The organism is Daejeonella sp., from assembly GCF_030684675.1.
GTDB lineage: Bacteria > Bacteroidota > Bacteroidia > Sphingobacteriales > Sphingobacteriaceae > Daejeonella.
In genome coordinates this window covers 123,845-141,592 of record NZ_JAUXXZ010000081.1, presented here as the reverse complement: position 1 = coordinate 141,592, position 17,748 = coordinate 123,845, and the positions used below count along the sequence as shown (strand labels likewise).

Below are 17,748 nucleotides of genomic sequence, written 5' to 3'. Positions count from 1 at the left end.
TTGTCTAATAAGTGTTACAATTTAGAAATATTGATTATCTATAGCATTTAGGTTTTTGATTTATCTCATCAGAAATTAAATTTAGCTATCCTCATTCCAAACTTTTGACTGTAAGCTTTCAATTTGAAGTGCATAGCTTCTTGTTGCGATAAATAATTGCAAAATTTTTAATAGGTTTATTTAATCAATCTGTTAAGAGTATGCAAACACCAGACTATATAGTATTCTTTATTTATTTTATTATAGTTAGTACATATGGATGGTATGTGTACAAGCGAAAGAAGCATGAAGACTCCAAGGATTATTTCCTTGCCAAAGACTCCTTAACCTGGTGGGCTATTGGTGCCTCGCTGATCGCATCAAATATTTCTGCCGAACAATTTATCGGAATGAGTGGCTCGGGCTTTACCATGGGGCTCGCCATCGCTGCCTATGAATGGCTTGCAGCAGTTACCCTCCTCGTAGTTGCGGTATTTTTTATCCCGATCTATCTCAAGAATAAGATTTATACCATGCCGCAGTTTCTCAAAACGAGGTATAATGAGACTGTTGCGATGATTATGGCCGTTTTTTGGCTTTTATTATATGTAGTGGTCAACTTAACTTCCATACTCTTTCTGGGTGCATTGGCAATAAGCAGCATCTCAGGACTTGATTTTGCTGTGTGTATGGTCGGACTGGCATTGTTTGCCATTGTTATTACCCTTGGGGGGATGAATGTGATCGGTTATACCGATGTAATCCAGGTAGTGTTCCTGGTGCTGGGCGGTTTGGTAACCACTTATCTTGCATTGGATATGGTGGCTCAGCATTTTGGCTCAGAGGGGCCGGTCAACGGCTTCAATCTACTGACTAAAAATTCGGGAGATCATTTTCAGATGATCTTTGAAAAGGACGATCCTTATTTTATTGACCTTCCCGGACTTGCAGTGCTTGTTGGCGGGATGTGGATCGTCAATCTGAATTATTGGGGCTGTAATCAATACATTACCCAGAGAGCATTGGGTGCGGATCTTCAAACGGCCCGCAGCGGAATTCTTTTTGCAGCTTTCCTGAAACTATTAATGCCGGTAATCGTGGTTCTTCCGGGCATTGCAGCTTATGTTTTATTTAAAGAGAATGTTTTCAGAGATGAAATGATGCTGAACGGAGAGGTTATGGCCGACCGGGCTTATCCTGTACTTTTGAATTTATTGCCTGTAGGATTAAAGGGTCTTGCTTTTGCAGCACTTACTGCTGCTGTGGTAGCTTCACTCGCCGGTAAGGCCAATAGTATTGCAACTATCTTTACACTCGATATTTATAAAAAGGTATTAAATCCGGTTGCGGATGAAAAAAGGCAGGTAGAAGTTGGGCGCTGGGTTATTGTGATTTCCATGATCATGGCTGTGGTTATCGCACCTTATTTGGGCATTGATAAAAAAGGAGGTTTCCAGTACATTCAGGAGTATACAGGTTTTGTCTCTCCGGGAATTCTGGCGATGTTCCTGCTCGGGTTTTTCTGGAAAAAGGCTACCTCCAATGCGGCCTTATTTGCAACCATTGGCGGCTTTCTACTCTCAATACTTTTTAAATTCATGCCCGACTACGTGGATCTGCAATTCCTGAATTCTACAGGATTTTCGGTTGCAAATGCAGCAGGGGTTTATGAGATTCCATTCATAGACCGAATGGGATTTGTTTTTATTATTTGTGTGCTGGTTATGTACCTGATTAGCATCTATGAAAACAGAAATGGCGTTATTCCGAATGCTTTGAAAGTGGATAACAGCATGTTCCGTACAACTCCGGGATTTGCAGTTGGAGCATTATTCATAATCGGGATAATTGCAGCATTGTATGGTATTTACTGGTAGAATCCGGTTAAATCAATTCTGGACTATTTTAGCGAATTAGCATACAATTAGACATGATACTTGATTCAAAGGAAGAAGTAATTACATATCTCAATCAGGAAGGGCTTATAAATGGGGATGATGATGCCCGGGTAGAGCATCTCTCCGGAGGGGTTTCATGCCGGGTTTGGAAGATCAGTGTCAATAATGATCGCTGGGTAATCAAACAGGCCCTTGAAAAACTTGATGTAAAGGCAGACTGGTTTTCGGATGTGGAGCGAATCCATCGCGAGCATGAGGTGATGAAGCAACTGGAGCTGGTCATTCCTGATTCCAATATCCCTAAGATCCTGCATGTTGATTATGTCAACCACATCTATATGATGACCTGTGCCGAAGAAGGTGTTCAGACCTGGAAGGAATGCCTGATGGATGGGGTCTTCAATGCTGATACTGCGAAAAGTGCCGCCGATATTCTTAGTCTGATTCATAGCCAGAGCCATAAAATTGATGAGCAGGTGAAGGCAGGATTCAGCGATCAGAAATATTTCATTCAGCTCCGGATTGATCCCTTCCACCGTTTCTTAATCAATAAATATCCTGAGCTTTCGGCTGAAATCAATGCTTTGATAGAAGAACTGACTGAACAAAAGACCTGTCTGGTTCATGGAGATTTCTCTCCAAAGAATATGCTTGTTGAAAAGAGCGGGCGTATTGTTTTGATCGATTACGAAGTGGCGCATTGGGGAAATCCGGTATTTGATCTTGCTTATTGTCTGGGTCACCTGATGCTAAAAGCCTGGCATTTAAAAAAACCTGCTCAGATACTTGAACTGATTAACGTTTTCATTACAAATTATAAGGGCCAGGTCAGTAATTTGCTACCGCATCTTGGTTTGATGCTGCTTGCCCGGATGGATGGAAAATCACCTGTAAATTATATTCAGGATGAAACGTTAAAGCAAATTATCCGTACTACGGCCATTGACTGGATCAGAGGAGCAGATTCTGGCTTCAATGTGTTCGATGCAATCAAAAAGCAGTTCTGAAATCGTTTCTTTTGATATTTTTACCTCCGGAATACACACGTTTATTCCCTTAATTTTAATATGTCATGTCAAAAATAAAAGATTTAAAAGCCAGAGAAATTTTCGATTCCCGCGGTAACCCAACCGTTGAAGTTGATGTATTTCTGGAATCAGGTAAAATGGGAAGAATGATGGTTCCTTCAGGTGCCTCTACCGGTCAATTTGAGGCATTGGAACTACGTGATGGGGGCAACAGGCATCGGGGTAAAGGGGTGAGCAAAGCTGTAGCGAATGTAAATAAGGAAATCAGAAATGCATTGATTGGTAAGGATATTGAAGACCAGGACCATCTTGATAATTTAATGATTGAGCTGGATGGGACTCCCGAAAAATCCAGGCTGGGCGCGAATGCAATTCTCGGTGCTTCTTTTGCCTGTATTCATGCGGCTGCGAATGAAGCATCAGAACCCTTATTCAGATACCTCGCTAAGAAATACCTTCCTGCAGGAGATGCGGTATCAATGCCTGTTCCAATGGTAAATATCATCAGTGGAGGATTGCATGCCGGTAAGAATATTGATTTGCAGGATTTTCTGATCATACCTGTATCGCCCAAAAACTATCCGGATGCACTCGAAATGATCTATAATGTGTACTGGAAAACAAGGGAAATACTGATAAAAAAGGGATATAATGCCTATTTGCTTGCTGATGAAGGCGGTTTCGGGCCTGCTTTACCTTCAAATGAAGCTGCTCTGGAGGTTTTGGGAGAAGTATTTCATGCTTGTGGTTATAAACCACGTACTGATGTTGCGATAGCACTGGATGTGGCTTCATCTCATTTCTACGATGAAGCTACAGGAATGTATCATCTGCATTCTGAAGACCGTTCCCTTAGTTCTGAGCAAATGATTGATATGCTTGAGAAGTGGACCAGGGAGCATCCGGTTATATCAATTGAAGATGGCCTGGCTGAAAATGACTGGGAGGGATGGCAGGTTCTAACACAACGATTAGGCAAAAATGTTCAGTTGATTGGCGATGATCTCTTTACTACAAATAAAGTCCGATTGCAGAAAGGCTTTGACCTGAAAGCCGGAAATTCGATCCTGGTGAAAATGAATCAGATCGGAACATTAACCGAGACTGTAAATACACTCAGGATGGCAAAGAATGGGGGTTTCAGTACAGTGGTCTCGGCCCGTTCGGGTGAAACCGAAGATGCTACTCTGGCGGACCTTGCCGTTGGATTAAACGGCGGGCAGATCAAGATTGGCTCAGTAGCCGGATCTTCGAGATTAGCCAAGTATAATCAACTGCTAAGAATCAATGAAGAGATAGGGAGTAATTATGCAGGAAGTTCTGTTTTTAAATCTTTTGGCTTATATTAAATTTAATTTAACCTGAACACGATACAATTTTAAAAAACCACATAGAAACATAGATTAATAGCTGCTGCTTTTCTTTAAAGCCACATTTTCCTGAAGCTTCGCTTCAATCTGTTGTAGTTACAGACTGTGTGTAATTTAAATCATAGTATTAATTAAACTATGTGGTTAAATATTGATTGTCTTTATTTATATGTCGAATTCATATTAATATAAGGTTTGCCTTCAGAAATATTTTAATCCTAACCTATGGAACGTAGAAAATTCATTACTCTGGGAGCAGCCGGTATCGCGGCTGGTTCGATACCGGGCATTGCAGTTGCGGGTCTTCAAAATAAGGAGAAAAGGTACCAGAAAGGGAAGAGTCCATGGCCGGTTTGCCTCGATACAGCTACCATTAGGCCTGCATCTTTAAAAGAGAAGGTCAGGATTGCGGCCAAAGCCGGTTATGATGCTATTGAACCATGGGATGGCGAATTGCAAAAGTTTGAGGCAGATGGCGGTAACCTGAAAGATCTTGGTAAAGAAATAAAGGATAATGGTTTATTCGTACCGAGCGTAATCGGACTTTGGAATGCCTTACCACCCACTAAGGAATTATGGGATAAGTCATTAACAGATACCCGTAACCGGATGCGGATGGCTGCCGATATTGGTGCTCAGCATATACAGACCATACCCAATACCATTGGCGTAAATTATAATCAAAAATGGGCCGCTGATCGCTACCGGGATATTATTGAAATGGGGATCAATGACTATAAATTGAATCCGGCATTGGTCTTTGTTAAATATTTTCCTGTTAAAACTATGGGACAGGCAGTAGGTATTGCCCTGGATGCCAATCATCCCAAAGCGATGGTCATTCCTGATGTTTACCACATGTATATCAGCGAAGGTGGTTTTGAGGGTATTAAATTACTCAGAGGTGATATGATCGCTATTTTCCAGTTTAATGATGCTCCTGCAGCTCCGCCATTGGATCAACTTAATGATTCGCACAGGGTTTATCCCGGAGATGGAATTTTGCCTTTGCCGCAAATCTTCAAAGATTTGAAGGGAACCGGGTATAAAGGATGTATTTCATTAGAGATGTATAATCCGGAGTATTGGAAGGAAGATCTAATGATGGTGGCAGAAGCCGGACTCAGAAAAACATTGGAAGTTCTTCAAAAGGCAGGGGTATAGGTTGGTACTTGTATAAAACAACAAGGATGGGTTGCCAAATAAATAAAAAAGGGCAGGATGCATTTGCATCCTGCCCTTTTTTATGCCCTTTTTAATCTACGTAAGCAATACAATCAATTTGTACAAGAATCCCGTCCCTTCCCATCAGATCAGTTCCGCATCCTGTGTATGAACGTACCGGTGCAGGATCTGGAAAATATCCACGGTAAGCTTCGTTAAGGGTAGCAATATTTTTATTTGGCTCTGCGACAGTCATGTGTACTTTGAGCACATTAGCCATTGACGATCCTGCACCTTCAAGTACTTCTTTCATGGTGTCTAATGCGCTGCGTATTTGCACCTGAATATCTCCCGGCTCTTTACGTCTTTCAGCATACCAGCCTCCGATTCCTGAGAGGAATAAGAGATGCCCTGAACGGATACATCCCGATAATACTCCTCCCGGTCTTGGGGCTCCGCCTGCTGCCGGGGCAGCAACTGTAGGATTTGTATTGCCTCCGCTGTTACTCCGCCGGATTACCTCTTTTTTGGGTGTCCATTGTCCCTTTTGTTTTTTGTTTTGAGCATTGACTTCTGTAGGAATAGCTGCTGCTGCACCTGCTAAAGGAAGAAGACTCAGACTTTTTAGAACCTTTCTGCGATCCATAATATTATTTTATTAAAATTTTAAATGCGTTTAATTAATCAACATAAGCGATACAGGCCACCTGACAAAGGATCCCTTCCCTGCCCATCTGACTCGTTTTAGACCCGCTGTATGAACGTACAGGTGGATTTTCAGGGAAAAACTCAGCATAAGCCTCATTAAGCTTTGCCATGTTTTTGTTTGGCTCGGCTACAGTCATCTGTATCTTCAGCACGTTGGCCATGGATGATCCGGCACCTTCCAGAATCCCCTTCATGGTTGTCAGAACACTGCGGATCTGCACCTGAATATCTCCCGGTTCAGCTCTTTGGTTTGCATACCAGCCACCAATTCCACCGATGAACAATAAGTGCCCTGAACGAAGGCAGGAGCCTGCAGGTGTTTTAATCAATTCTTTCTTTGGAAGCCATTCTTCGGCTGCTAGCTTTACAGATTCTGATTTTTCCTCAAGTGTCTGATTGGCAATGGCACCACCTGCTACTCCAGCTAGTGGCAAAATTGTTAAGCCTTTTAGTATTTCCCTTCGTTTCATTGTTACCTGTTGTAAACTTAAATATAAATAATTGCAGGTAATTTTAACAAGGAGTTAGTTATTTCATGTGATTTTTTGATATATTCACTATGCCTGAGTGCTAAAAACCATTAATGAAGCAACAATTGCCTAAAATCACCCAAATAATCTTGAGAAATGATTTTCAAGATGGTTGCGCATCGCATTTCTGAAAGCTTCAGCATCCCTGGTTTCAATAACATCTACCAGTTCTTTATGTGAAGCATATCTTTTATTAATCATTGGTTTCTTGAGTAGCCCGCTAAGGTGGACATAATTAAATACCGGGAGCAAGAGTTTCTGAAATTTTTTCAATGTTTCATTTCTCGTAATTTCATATAGTTTTCCATGAAATTTGATCTCTTCTTCAATTAAAAACATGGTATCAAAAGATCGGGGAGGGTCATTGGCTACAATCTGACGTAATTCCTTAATATCATCATCGGTAGCACGCTCTACAACGAAATCAGCCATTCCTATCTCAAGAGATAGTCGCATTTCAAAAATTTCTTTTAAGGTTTCATCATCCAGAAGCCTTGGATCCATACTTTTACTAAGTATCGATATCAGATCCGGGCTGGTGATAACGGATCCTTTTTTCTTTTTGGATTCAAGTAAGCCGATCATTCGTAAACGCGACAATGCCTCTCTTATGACGGTGCGGCTCACTCCAAGAGCAGCAGATAGCTCAAGTTCTTTTGGAATTGAGTCGCCAACTTTCAGGTTCTTCCCTGTCAAAAATTCAATAATGCTCTTCTCAACCCGGTCAACCAATGAGGTGGTATCTATTTTTTGAAGCTTATTATCTGTATTTATTTTTTTCATTCTTTTCGGTTGCAAAGTAATTAAACGAGATCGATTTTTAAAACGGTATTCATATTCCAGCTCCTCAAAATAATTTCCCCTAGTATTTGGAAATATAAAATAAAAAAAACATATTTGTATTATGTCATACATAATACAAATTAATTTAAAGAATTATGAAATCAAAAAATACCTTACTAAGGTGCTTGTTTTCGGTAATTGCGTTATTGCTGTTTACTGTGGCACAGGCTCAAACCGGTAGAATCACAGGTCGCGTCATTTCTGAAGATGATAAGCTCCCATTACCAGGTGTTACTATCCAGGTAAAGGGTAAATCTGCCCTTTCCCAAACTAATGCAGAAGGAGAGTACTCTGTTGAGGCTTCAACAAACGATATCCTTGTGTTTAGATTCGTCGGATATTTAATTCAGGAGATCCGGATAGGCACTTCTGAAATTATAAATGTATCATTAAGAATGGACGTATCTCAATTGGACGAAATAGTTATTTTGGGATATGGAACCCAAAAAAGATCGACTATTACCGGATCGGTTTCAAAATTGGATCCTAAGATTCTGGAGACTGGCATTCGTTCAAATCCAGCTTCCGCTCTGGCAGGGACTATTCCGGGATTAAGGGTTCAGCAAACTTCCGGTAGACCGGGAGCGGTTCCTAACATTGTATTACGTGGAGGAACTACTTACGGTGGAGGTGGTTCGCCATTGGTTATAGTTGATGGTTTGCTACGTGGTGGCTTTAGTGATATAAATCAAGATGATATCGAATCTATTGAAGTTTTGAAAGATGCATCTGCAACCGCTATTTATGGTGCCAGAGCCAATAACGGGGTCATTTTAATTACTACTAAAAAGGGTAAGGAAGGTGTTTCGAATATCTCTTTTAAGAGTAAAACTGGCGTCAATAAATTAAATATTCCATTCAACTTTTTAAATGCCAGAGATTACCTCTATTGGTCAAGGAAGGCCATTCAAACTTCCGGTTTATACGAGCCAAGCAGATTAACGCAATTGACGTCGACTGGTCCTTTTGGTACTGGAAACTTATTTAAAGATGCAAGCGGTAATTTTTTAGATGGAAATAAAACAGGTACAGCTGTGTGGAGCACAATGTTTCTGGATGATGTAAACAGAGTAAAATTACAAGATGGCTGGGAGACTATGACTGATCCGATTACTGGTAGAGAGTTGATCTTTAATAATTTCAGTTATAAAGATTTTGCTTTGCGTGATCAGGCCATAACACAAGATTACAATGTGTCTATGACAGGCGGAAATGAAAAGGGAAGTTATTATGCAGGATTAGGTGCTTATGATGAAGCAGGAATGCCAATCAATACCTTTTATAAAAGACTAACTTTTGTGTTTAATGGTGAATATAAAGTAAAGCCATGGCTAACATCAATCTCAAGTTTGAACTTTGCGGATGCAAAATGGCGGGATCCTGCTACTTCTGGAGAAGGAAACTATTTAACCCGTGCTTTAGGAGCTCCTCCAACGATGAGAGGTGTAAATGAAAAGGGCGATTTGTTAATAGGAAGGGATATTTCAGATGGTAATCCTGCTGTGAATGATGCTAAATTGATCAGAAGAAATAACAGTAATAAGTTCACTTTATCACAAGCTTTTAAAGTTGATTTTCTTCCCAACCTGAGTTTCAGAGCGAGTGGAAACTGGTACTATGATGAAGGTCATTTTGAATCTTATAACAGGGATTACCTGAACAGTCCGGGAAACATAAATGTTACCCGCTCAAGCAGCGCTTCCTTCGGACGTAGCCTCAATCAAACCTATAATGGTGTCTTAAACTACAGGGCTAAATTATCTGACAAACACCATTTTGACCTAATGGCAGGATCAGAATTCTTTGATAGCTATGCTAAGGGTCTTTCGGCTTCAGGTTCAGGTTCTCCTTCAGATGATTTCATGGATCTTGCTTTAACAAACTCGGATAAGGACAGACGTGCAATTGATTCTTACCATAATAGAGAGAGTATTTTATCATTTTTTAGCCGTGCAAATTACGATTTTGATGAAAAATACCTTTTAACACTGACCTTCCGCCGTGATGGATACTCGAAATTACTGAACAACCGATGGGGTAATTTCCCAGGTATTTCTGCCGGATGGAATATTCACAAGGAAAATTTTTTTAAATCCTTTAGCAATGTGGTAAATTCCTTAAAATTAAGAGCTAGTTACGGAGAGAATGGAAATGTAAGTGGTATAAGTCAATATGGCCTGCAGGGGTCTTACTCGACCAATAAATACAATGGAAGCATAGGGTATTTAGCAGGCGGTTTACCTTTTCCTAATCTGTTATGGGAGCGTTCTGCGACATATGAAATTGGATTAGAGTCGCGCTTATTGGACAGACTTGATTTTTCTGTTGCTTACTATGATCGTAAAACAACAGATAAGATTTCAAGCTTCACATTGCCAGCAACTTCTGGTTTTACCTCATTAACTACAAATAATGGTAGTATGCAAAACAGAGGTGTTGAAGTTGATCTGAATTATAATGTTCTGCGCAAACGCGACTTGAACATTAATTTTTCCGCAAACATGGCTTACAATACCAATAAGGTGTTAAAGCTGCCAGAAAATGGATTGCTAAATAACCGTATCGGTGGGTTTGAAGTTTATGATCCGAAAAGTGGACAATTGATATTTGTGGGAGGAACTCAACAAGGTCAGGATCCGAATGTTGCTTATGCTTACGTTGCTCAGAATCTTTACAGAACGCAGGCTGACCTGGATCAGGACGCAAACAGAAGAGACCTTTTGGGTGCTAAAGTTTTAGTTGGCCCGGGCATTTATAGTGGAATGACCACAACACAGAAAGCAACTGTTTTTCCAATCGCTTTGGGAGATGTAAAATGGCAGGATGTTAATGGTGACGGAACTATCAACTCTTTTGACAGGGTTAGGATGGGAAGTACTGTACCCAAATGGATCGGTGGTTTTGGAGCAAACCTCAAATGGAAAAGCCTTTCTTTATATTCCAGGTTTGATTATGCATTGGGATTTGTTCAATACGATGGACCGAGATCATGGTTTTTGAGTAATGCACAGGGAACATTTAATACGACAGACGATGTGTTTGATACTTACACTCCCGAGAATACAAATGCTACTTTCCCAACCTATTACTGGGCTGATCAGTTATATAAAAATAATACATTCAGAGAATCCAGTATGTTCTATAAAAAGGGAGATTACCTGGCATTAAGAGAGGTTAATATAACCTATTCACTCCCATCTAAATGGGCAAATAAAATTAAAAGTCAGAACATTAATTTATCCATTTCAGGACAAAACCTAACCTATTTCAGTCAGTCGACTTTATACTCTCCTGAGTCAGGAAGTATCGGTATTGGAGGATCGGGAGGGTATCCTTTACCCCGGACTTTGATTTTTGGAGCTCAGCTAACATTTTAACAAAGAATGATGAATGTAAAATTGGGATTCCCAACCTCATCAATATTAAAAAAACAAAAAATAAACAGATGAAAAAGATATATAGAAGTATATTAAGTATTGTGCTGATCCTTACTTTCAGCGCATGCCAAAAGCTGGATTTAACTCCTGAAGATTATTTTGCCAGTGAAAGTTTTTGGAAAACAACATCACAGGTTGATGGAGCAATGGTAGGACTCCATAACCAGTTAAGAGGTTTTCAATTCACCATATTCACCTTGGGTGAATTAAGAGGAGGAACCCTTCGTGAGGGTACCAGTTTCACAGGTACAGCATCCCTAAACTCTGCCGCAGTTATACGGCAGGATATTCGTGAATCATCTCCCGGAATCAGCGATTGGGCAGGTTTTTATGGACCGATATTTCAGGTTAACAATTTTATTTTTCAGGTTGAAAAGGCAGATTATTTAAGCGCTGCTGATAAATCTTATTATTTAGGACAAGCTTATGGATTGAGAGCATATTATTACTTTCAACTTTATCGTACCTATGGAAGAGTGCCATTGGCCCTTGAACCGAAAGTCATAACTAATACCCCGTCCACATCCAAGGACGCATATCTAGCACGTGCTAAAACTGAGAAGGAAACTTTGGATTTTATCAAGAGTGATGTGAATAAATCAGTCAGCAGCTTTGCCGCTAATTACACAACTAAATTCCAAAAAGCTCAGTGGTCATTAGCTGCCAGTCAGATGTTGCAAACAGAAGTTTATTTATGGTCGGCGAAAGTTAAAATTGATGGAAGTGCCCCAACTACTACAGCAGCAGATCTGGCAACTGCCCGTACAGTTGTTGAACAGGTTATTGGCAAGTTCAGCTTGCAGCCTTCATTTGCTAATGTTTTTAATTCAGCAGCTGTAGCTGCAAGTCGTGGTAATAATGAGATCATCTTTGCCTTAAGATATCAGCAAGGAGAAGCAACAAATAACTATGGACAGTTTATCTATGCAATCACTGATCCCTTAAGTGGCTATGTTGATGATAAAGGTGTCGCAATTCCTTCAAGTGATCCATTGCAGGTTGCCGGTGGAGGTACTATCATCCGCTATGAATACAAATATGAACTTTATTCAAAATATGGTACTACAGATACCCGAGCGAATGTTACTTTTTTAAACTTTAATAAGGGGACAGTTAAAGCACTGAATCTCCGGAAGTTCCTTGGAACCTTTATTGAAGGTGCCCGTAGTTTTTCGGATGATTTCCCCATCTACCGTTTGGCGGAAGCTTATCTTTTGTTGGCTGAAATAAAAAATAAACAGGGAGAAAGCCCTGCTACTGAAATCAACACGATAAGGGTTCGCGCCCATGGTGCTGCAGCTGCACCAATTTTTATCAGCGGGTCATTTGAGCAAAATGAGCTGGCTATTTTTGAGGAAAGAGGGAAGGAGTTCGTTGCTGAAGGTAAGCGTTGGTACGATCTGCGTCGCATGCAGGATGGTTCTGCTGAACCTTTGGTTTTCAGGAAAGATCTTCCGCTTGTAGGTGTACTTGATAAAGGTACTGAAGCTCATAAAGTACTATGGCCTATCGATAGGAGCACTCTGGCTAGTGATGAAACTTTGAAAAATGATCAAAATACAGGTTATCCGGGAACCTGATAAGTTTAATAAATTGCAGGAGTTGAAAAACAGCTTCTGCAATTTGTATTATTCCGATTGATAATCAGATCGCTATGGCTCTGATATAGTCAGTGAAGATTCAATAGTTGCGAAATGAACGAACCGTATTGATAATCCTGATAAATAGTTTTAATATAGCTAAGCACATTATAGGTGCTTAAATTAATTATGTAAAATGAAAGACCATTTGCAAGGTTTAATATCTGCCCCCTTTACTCCATTTGATAATATGGGTGAGGTAAATCTGTCATTAATTCCAGATTATTATAAATTTTTAAAGTCGAATGGCGTTACTGGTGCCTTTATTTGCGGATCTACCGGTGAGGGTGTTTCGTTGACACTTGCCGAGAAAAAAGCTGTCGCAGAAGCGTGGGCAGCGTGTTCAAATCATGACGAAGAGTTTAAAGTCATGATGTTTCTGGGTGGAACATGTATTGCTGATTGTATTGACCTCGCAAGGCATGCACAACAAATTGAATTATATGCCGTATCATTTACTGGACCATTTTATTTCAAACCTGCAAATGCGGAGGTTCTTGCAAGTTCATGCAAAGCGGTAGCAGAGCAAGTTCCGAATATGCCTTTCTACTATTACCATATACCCGTTCTAACAGGAGTGAATATTGCCATGTATGACCTGTTGAAGGCTATTGATGGGCAGATTCCTAACTTTGCAGGAATAAAATATACGCATGAAGATTTTATGGATTTTCAATCCTGTATGAATTTTCAAAATGGCAAATATGATATGATGTGGGGACGCGATGAGAATATGCTTTCCGCTCTAGCACTTGGAACAAAGGCCTCGGTGGGGAGTACATTTAATTATATCGCTCCGATTTATTATGCGCTGATTGAAGCATTTAATACAAATGATTTGAAAAAGGCTGGGGAATTACAGCAAAAATCAATTGATTTTATTCGCTTATTGGGCAAATACGGCGGGATATCTGTTGGGAAAGCATATATGAAATTGGCAGGTATGGACTGTGGTGAATTCAGACTCCCGGTTAAAAATATGAGCAGTAAGGATTTCGAAGCATTTAAACTCGATGTTGAAGCACTTGGTTTCGATAAATTCAAGTCCTGCAATGACCAGCTAACTAATTATGAATAAGTTTTTATTCTCTCTTTCTCTTTTTATCATGCTCATAAACTTAGAGGGCTTTTCTCAAGAAAATGCTATTGCAACTATTCAATGGGAGAAGATTGCCACCCTGAAAAATGCAGATGGGAGCGGGTCAATAGGTGTTGCTGGGGCTATTAGTGCTGTTTATGATCATGCTTTAATAATTGCTGGAGGTGCTAATTTTCCTAATAAAATGCCATGGGAAGGTGGAAAAAAAATTTATTCGGATGAAATTCACATCCTTCAGAAACAGGGTAGTAAGTATTTTTGGAACAAAAAAATAAAAGCAAAATTACCTGTGCCAATAGCATATTGCGGGAATACATCCACCAAGTCAGGTATTGTTTATGCGGGAGGTGAAAACGAAGCAGGACTGTCTAGAAAAGTTTTTTTGATTAAATTCAGTTCACCGGAAGACAGGTTGCTGATTTTTTCACTCCCTGATCTGCCAAACCCTTTAACCAATCTTTTTCTGATCAATATCGGGAATGTGGTTTATGCGATTGGAGGTGATGGCCCAAGCGTTTCATCCAAGGCTTTCTTAAGTCTGGATCTGGATACAAAGGAGGAAGGATGGAAGCGACTTCCGGATATGCCCCTTGCCCTGGCAAATTCAGCAGCAGTGCTACAGAATGGTCCGGATGGAGTAAATATCTATGTTATTGGTGGTCGTTCAAAGGATTCATCAGGTATCAGTACATTGTACAATACCTTACTTATATACAATCCGCAAACAAAGACCTGGAATTACGGATCTCCAATTTTTGATAGCGCAAGTACTATAAATTTTTCAGCCGGTGCCGCAATTGCAGTCTCTGATCATTTATTATTGATCGCAGGCGGGGATAATGGCAACATTTTTCACAAAATTGAAACCTATCTGGTTCAGATTGCTCAAGCTAAATCTGCCGAGGAAAAACAAGTCTTAACTGCTAAGAAAAATCAATTAGTAATCAATCACCAGGGTTTCGACAGAGGACTCTTAGTATATGATACAAGAGCAAATGCATGGAATAAGATCGGAAAACTTCCATTTCCCGCGCATGTAACTACTACCGCTATTAAATGGGGCGACTCCATTGTTTTATCTAGTGGCGAAATTAAGCCGGGGATCAGAACACCAAATATTATGTTGGGGAAGCCTGTCTTCTAGGAATCTTATACAGATATGAACTCGAAAAATTATCCCTGGATACTGGTTGGCTTACTTTGGGTGGTTGCTCTCCTGAATTACATGGACAGGCAGATACTGGCAACCATGCGCCCTGCCATGCAAATTGATATTTCAGAACTTCAATCTGCCGCCAGTTTTGGATATCTCATGGCTATATTTTTATGGATATATGGCTTTATGAGTCCTGTTTCAGGTATTATTGCTGATAAATTCAGCCGTAAATGGCTCATAATCGGGAGTTTATTTGTCTGGTCGGGAGTAACTTTTGCTTTGGGATTTGCGACCACATTTAATCAGCTTTACGTATTAAGAGCGATTATGGGAGTTAGTGAGGCTTTATATATTCCTGCAGGCTTATCCTTAATTGCCGACTTCCACAGCACCAAGACAAGGTCGCTCGCTATTGGAATTCATATGACAGGTTTATACATGGGACAAGCTTTGGGAGGCTTTGGTGCAACAGTGGCAAATGCTTACTCATGGCAAGCGACCTTTCATACCTTCGGTTTTATCGGTATCATTTATTCAATGATCCTGATATTCTTTTTGCGTGATAAAACATCTTCTGAACAAGTTGTTGAAGGTATTGATCAGATTCACCTGAAGAAAGGATCTTCGCTTTTCAGCGGTTTAGCCCTGCTTTTTACCAATGTCTCATTCTGGATCATCCTTTTTTATTTTGCTATTCCTAGTTTACCAGGCTGGGCGACCAAAAACTGGCTCCCTACCTTATTTGCTGAAAACTTAAATATTCCAATGACCCTGGCTGGTCCCTTGTCAACCATTACCATTGCTGCTTCCTCATTTATAGGCGTGATTTTAGGCGGAATTCTTTCAGACCGATGGGTTCAGAAAAATCTGAAAGGGAGAATTTATACCAGTGCAATCGGACTTGGGTTGACCATTCCTTCTTTGCTTTTATTAGGATTTGGCGACAGCCTTGTTCATGTGATTGGGGCAGGAGCATTTTTTGGGATTGGTTTTGGGATGTTCGATGCCAATAATATGCCAATACTCTGCCAGTTTGTTTCTGCCAAACATCGGGCAACTGCCTATGGCGTTATGAACATGACTGGTGTTTTTGCCGGAGCTTATATCACCAATCTTTTAGGGAAATCAACAGATGCGGGCAACCTCGGAAATGACTTTGCCATGCTTGCGGGAATTGTTCTTGTTGCTCTGATCGTACAGGTCTCCTTTTTACGGCCAAAAAGCAACGACTTTACAGCGTATGAAAGTCAATAAATGTATTGATTTTAAAACCTTAATTATGAAACCTAAAACTGTTAATTTTTGTCTGCTATTTCTGGCTCTTGTCATTTCAGCCTGCTCGCCAATAAATAAAACAACAGATACGTCAGCTCCGCAGCTTTCAGCGATTTATGCAGATATTCCTCTAATTATCCGCGATACTTATAATGAGGCAATTCAGATACGTATTTATGTAAAGGAGGGTACAGAAGTCAACTATAAAAGTGTTCAATGCTTTTTGGATGAAAATGCCGTAAATGCTCTTGAAAGGATAGATGTTTATATCCGAAAGGATAATGAACGTGCTTTTTTAACTGGTGCAACTCTTCTTGGCTCAAATAAAGATCTGTCGGGGAAAGTAACTGTTCCCATTGATGTTAATTTTAAGGCCGGCTTACATACTATATGGATCAGTCCGGTAGTTAAAAGCAATGCCGATTTATCAAAGCAGCTAACAATTCGTGCTTCCGCATTAAGTACCGGAACATCTATTCATAAAATTAGCAAAGCTCTGAATAGCTCAGGCGGGAAGGCCAATTTTACAAAAAGATTAGGTATTGCTTTCCGCAAGGCAGGTGATGATGGCGCTCATACCTATCGTATTCCCGGGCTTGCCACCACAGAAAGGGGAACGTTGATTTCCGTGTATGATATTCGCTATGTAAATTCTCGTGATCTTCCTGCAAATATTGATGTTGGGATGAGCCGCAGTACAGATGGAGGACAGACTTGGGAGCCGATGAAAATAATCATGGATATGGGTCCTCCTCATGAAAATAGTGGAATTGGAGACCCGGCCATATTGATTGATCCCCTTACTAAAAAAATATGGGTAGCCGCATTATGGAGTAAAGGAAACCGGTCAATTGCCGGTTCAGAGCCCGGTCTTTCGCCGGAGACAACAGGTCAGATGGTGATGGTAAGCAGCGATGATGATGGTAAAACATGGTCGGAGCCCTATAATATTACTTCACAGGTAAAAGATCCCAAATGGCATATTTATTTCAATGGCCCCGGTAATGGAATGGTCATGCAAAATGGTACCCTCGTTTTTCCATCCCAATATTGGGATGAAAGTAAAAAACCCGGAATGCCTCACTCCTCCATTATTTATAGTCAAGACCATGGAAAGACCTGGAAAAGTGGAGTTGGTGCCAAATCAAATACTACTGAAAGTCAGGTTGTTGAAACTACCCCTGGTACCCTGATGCTGAATATGCGCGATAACCGCGGAAAATTCAGAAGGGTTGCTACCACAAAAGACATGGGAAAAACCTGGCTGGAACATCCTACTTCCAACGAAGCCCTTCCTGATCCAGTTTGTATGGCAAGTCTTATTAAAGGTGTTGTGAATGTAAATGGCAGATTAGATGAGGTTTTATTCTTCAGTAATGTGTCCAGCCAGATTGCACGGAAAAATATGACAATCAAAGCAAGTCTTAACCTGGGCAACACCTGGCGTTCTGCCAATGAGCTCTTACTTGACGAACGCCCCTGCTATGGATATTCTTCCTTAACAAGGATTGAAGAAAACACCTTAGGTATTGTTTATGAAGGCTCAGGTGATTTGTATTTTATGAGAGTGCCGGTGAGCGATGTTTTGAATTAGGACGTTTAAATTGGTGTTTTTCTAGCC

At 40.4% G+C, this 17,748-nt stretch carries 13 protein-coding genes; 10 read left to right on the top strand and 3 right to left on the bottom strand.

Features of this window, described 5'->3' with window-relative positions; translation table 11 throughout:
• Positions 1-200: 200 nt before the first annotated feature.
• The 4 genes from Q8M41_RS17710 to Q8M41_RS17695 all read left to right on the top strand — a co-directional run bounded on the left by Q8M41_RS17710 (position 201) and on the right by Q8M41_RS17695 (position 5,439).
• Positions 201-1,856, top strand: coding sequence for a sodium/sugar symporter (locus tag Q8M41_RS17710; protein WP_305366638.1), 1,656 nt, complete (start codon positions 201-203; stop codon positions 1,854-1,856).
• 53 nt (positions 1,857-1,909) lie between these two features.
• Complete coding sequence (locus Q8M41_RS17705; RefSeq protein ID WP_305366637.1) at positions 1,910-2,884, top strand: phosphotransferase family protein; 975 nt, start codon at positions 1,910-1,912, stop codon at positions 2,882-2,884.
• Between the two features lie 65 nt (positions 2,885-2,949).
• Positions 2,950-4,254, top strand: a complete 1,305-nt coding sequence (gene eno, locus Q8M41_RS17700; protein WP_305366636.1) for a phosphopyruvate hydratase — start codon at positions 2,950-2,952, stop codon at positions 4,252-4,254.
• A gap of 246 nt (positions 4,255-4,500) precedes the next feature.
• A complete protein-coding gene (locus Q8M41_RS17695) occupies positions 4,501-5,439 on the top strand; it encodes a sugar phosphate isomerase/epimerase (RefSeq protein ID WP_305366635.1) in 939 nt (312 codons plus the stop codon).
• Positions 5,440-5,530: 91 nt separating this feature from the next.
• Here the strand turns inward: Q8M41_RS17695 and Q8M41_RS17690 are convergent, their stop codons facing one another.
• From Q8M41_RS17690 to Q8M41_RS17680, 3 genes are all read right to left on the bottom strand, one after another.
• Positions 5,531-6,085, bottom strand: a complete 555-nt coding sequence (locus Q8M41_RS17690; protein ID WP_305366634.1) for a RidA family protein — start codon at positions 6,083-6,085, stop codon at positions 5,531-5,533.
• Positions 6,086-6,119: 34 nt separating this feature from the next.
• Positions 6,120-6,617 carry a RidA family protein gene (locus Q8M41_RS17685; protein WP_305366633.1) on the bottom strand — a complete coding sequence of 166 codons (498 nt, stop codon included), beginning with the start codon at positions 6,615-6,617 and terminating at the stop codon, positions 6,120-6,122.
• Between the two features lie 135 nt (positions 6,618-6,752).
• A complete protein-coding gene (locus Q8M41_RS17680; RefSeq protein ID WP_305366632.1) occupies positions 6,753-7,460 on the bottom strand; it encodes a FadR/GntR family transcriptional regulator in 708 nt (235 codons plus the stop codon).
• 155 nt (positions 7,461-7,615) lie between these two features.
• Here Q8M41_RS17680 and Q8M41_RS17675 point away from each other — a divergent pair, with 155 nt between their 5' ends.
• From Q8M41_RS17675 to Q8M41_RS17650, 6 genes are all read left to right on the top strand, one after another.
• Complete coding sequence (locus Q8M41_RS17675) at positions 7,616-10,897, top strand: SusC/RagA family TonB-linked outer membrane protein (protein ID WP_305366631.1); 3,282 nt, start codon at positions 7,616-7,618, stop codon at positions 10,895-10,897.
• A gap of 68 nt (positions 10,898-10,965) precedes the next feature.
• Positions 10,966-12,537, top strand: coding sequence for a RagB/SusD family nutrient uptake outer membrane protein (locus Q8M41_RS17670; RefSeq protein WP_305366630.1), 1,572 nt, complete (start codon positions 10,966-10,968; stop codon positions 12,535-12,537).
• Between the two features lie 196 nt (positions 12,538-12,733).
• Positions 12,734-13,675 carry a dihydrodipicolinate synthase family protein gene (locus tag Q8M41_RS17665; RefSeq protein ID WP_305366629.1) on the top strand — a complete coding sequence of 314 codons (942 nt, stop codon included), beginning with the start codon at positions 12,734-12,736 and terminating at the stop codon, positions 13,673-13,675.
• Positions 13,668-14,840 carry a kelch repeat-containing protein gene (locus Q8M41_RS17660; RefSeq protein WP_305366628.1) on the top strand — a complete coding sequence of 391 codons (1,173 nt, stop codon included), beginning with the start codon at positions 13,668-13,670 and terminating at the stop codon, positions 14,838-14,840. Before Q8M41_RS17665 ends, Q8M41_RS17660 begins: the two co-directional genes overlap by 8 nt.
• A 15-nt stretch (positions 14,841-14,855) precedes the next feature.
• A complete protein-coding gene (locus tag Q8M41_RS17655; RefSeq protein WP_305366627.1) occupies positions 14,856-16,106 on the top strand; it encodes an MFS transporter in 1,251 nt (416 codons plus the stop codon).
• A gap of 25 nt (positions 16,107-16,131) precedes the next feature.
• Positions 16,132-17,721, top strand: coding sequence for an exo-alpha-sialidase (locus Q8M41_RS17650; protein WP_305366626.1), 1,590 nt, complete (start codon positions 16,132-16,134; stop codon positions 17,719-17,721).
• Positions 17,722-17,748 lie beyond the last annotated feature (27 nt).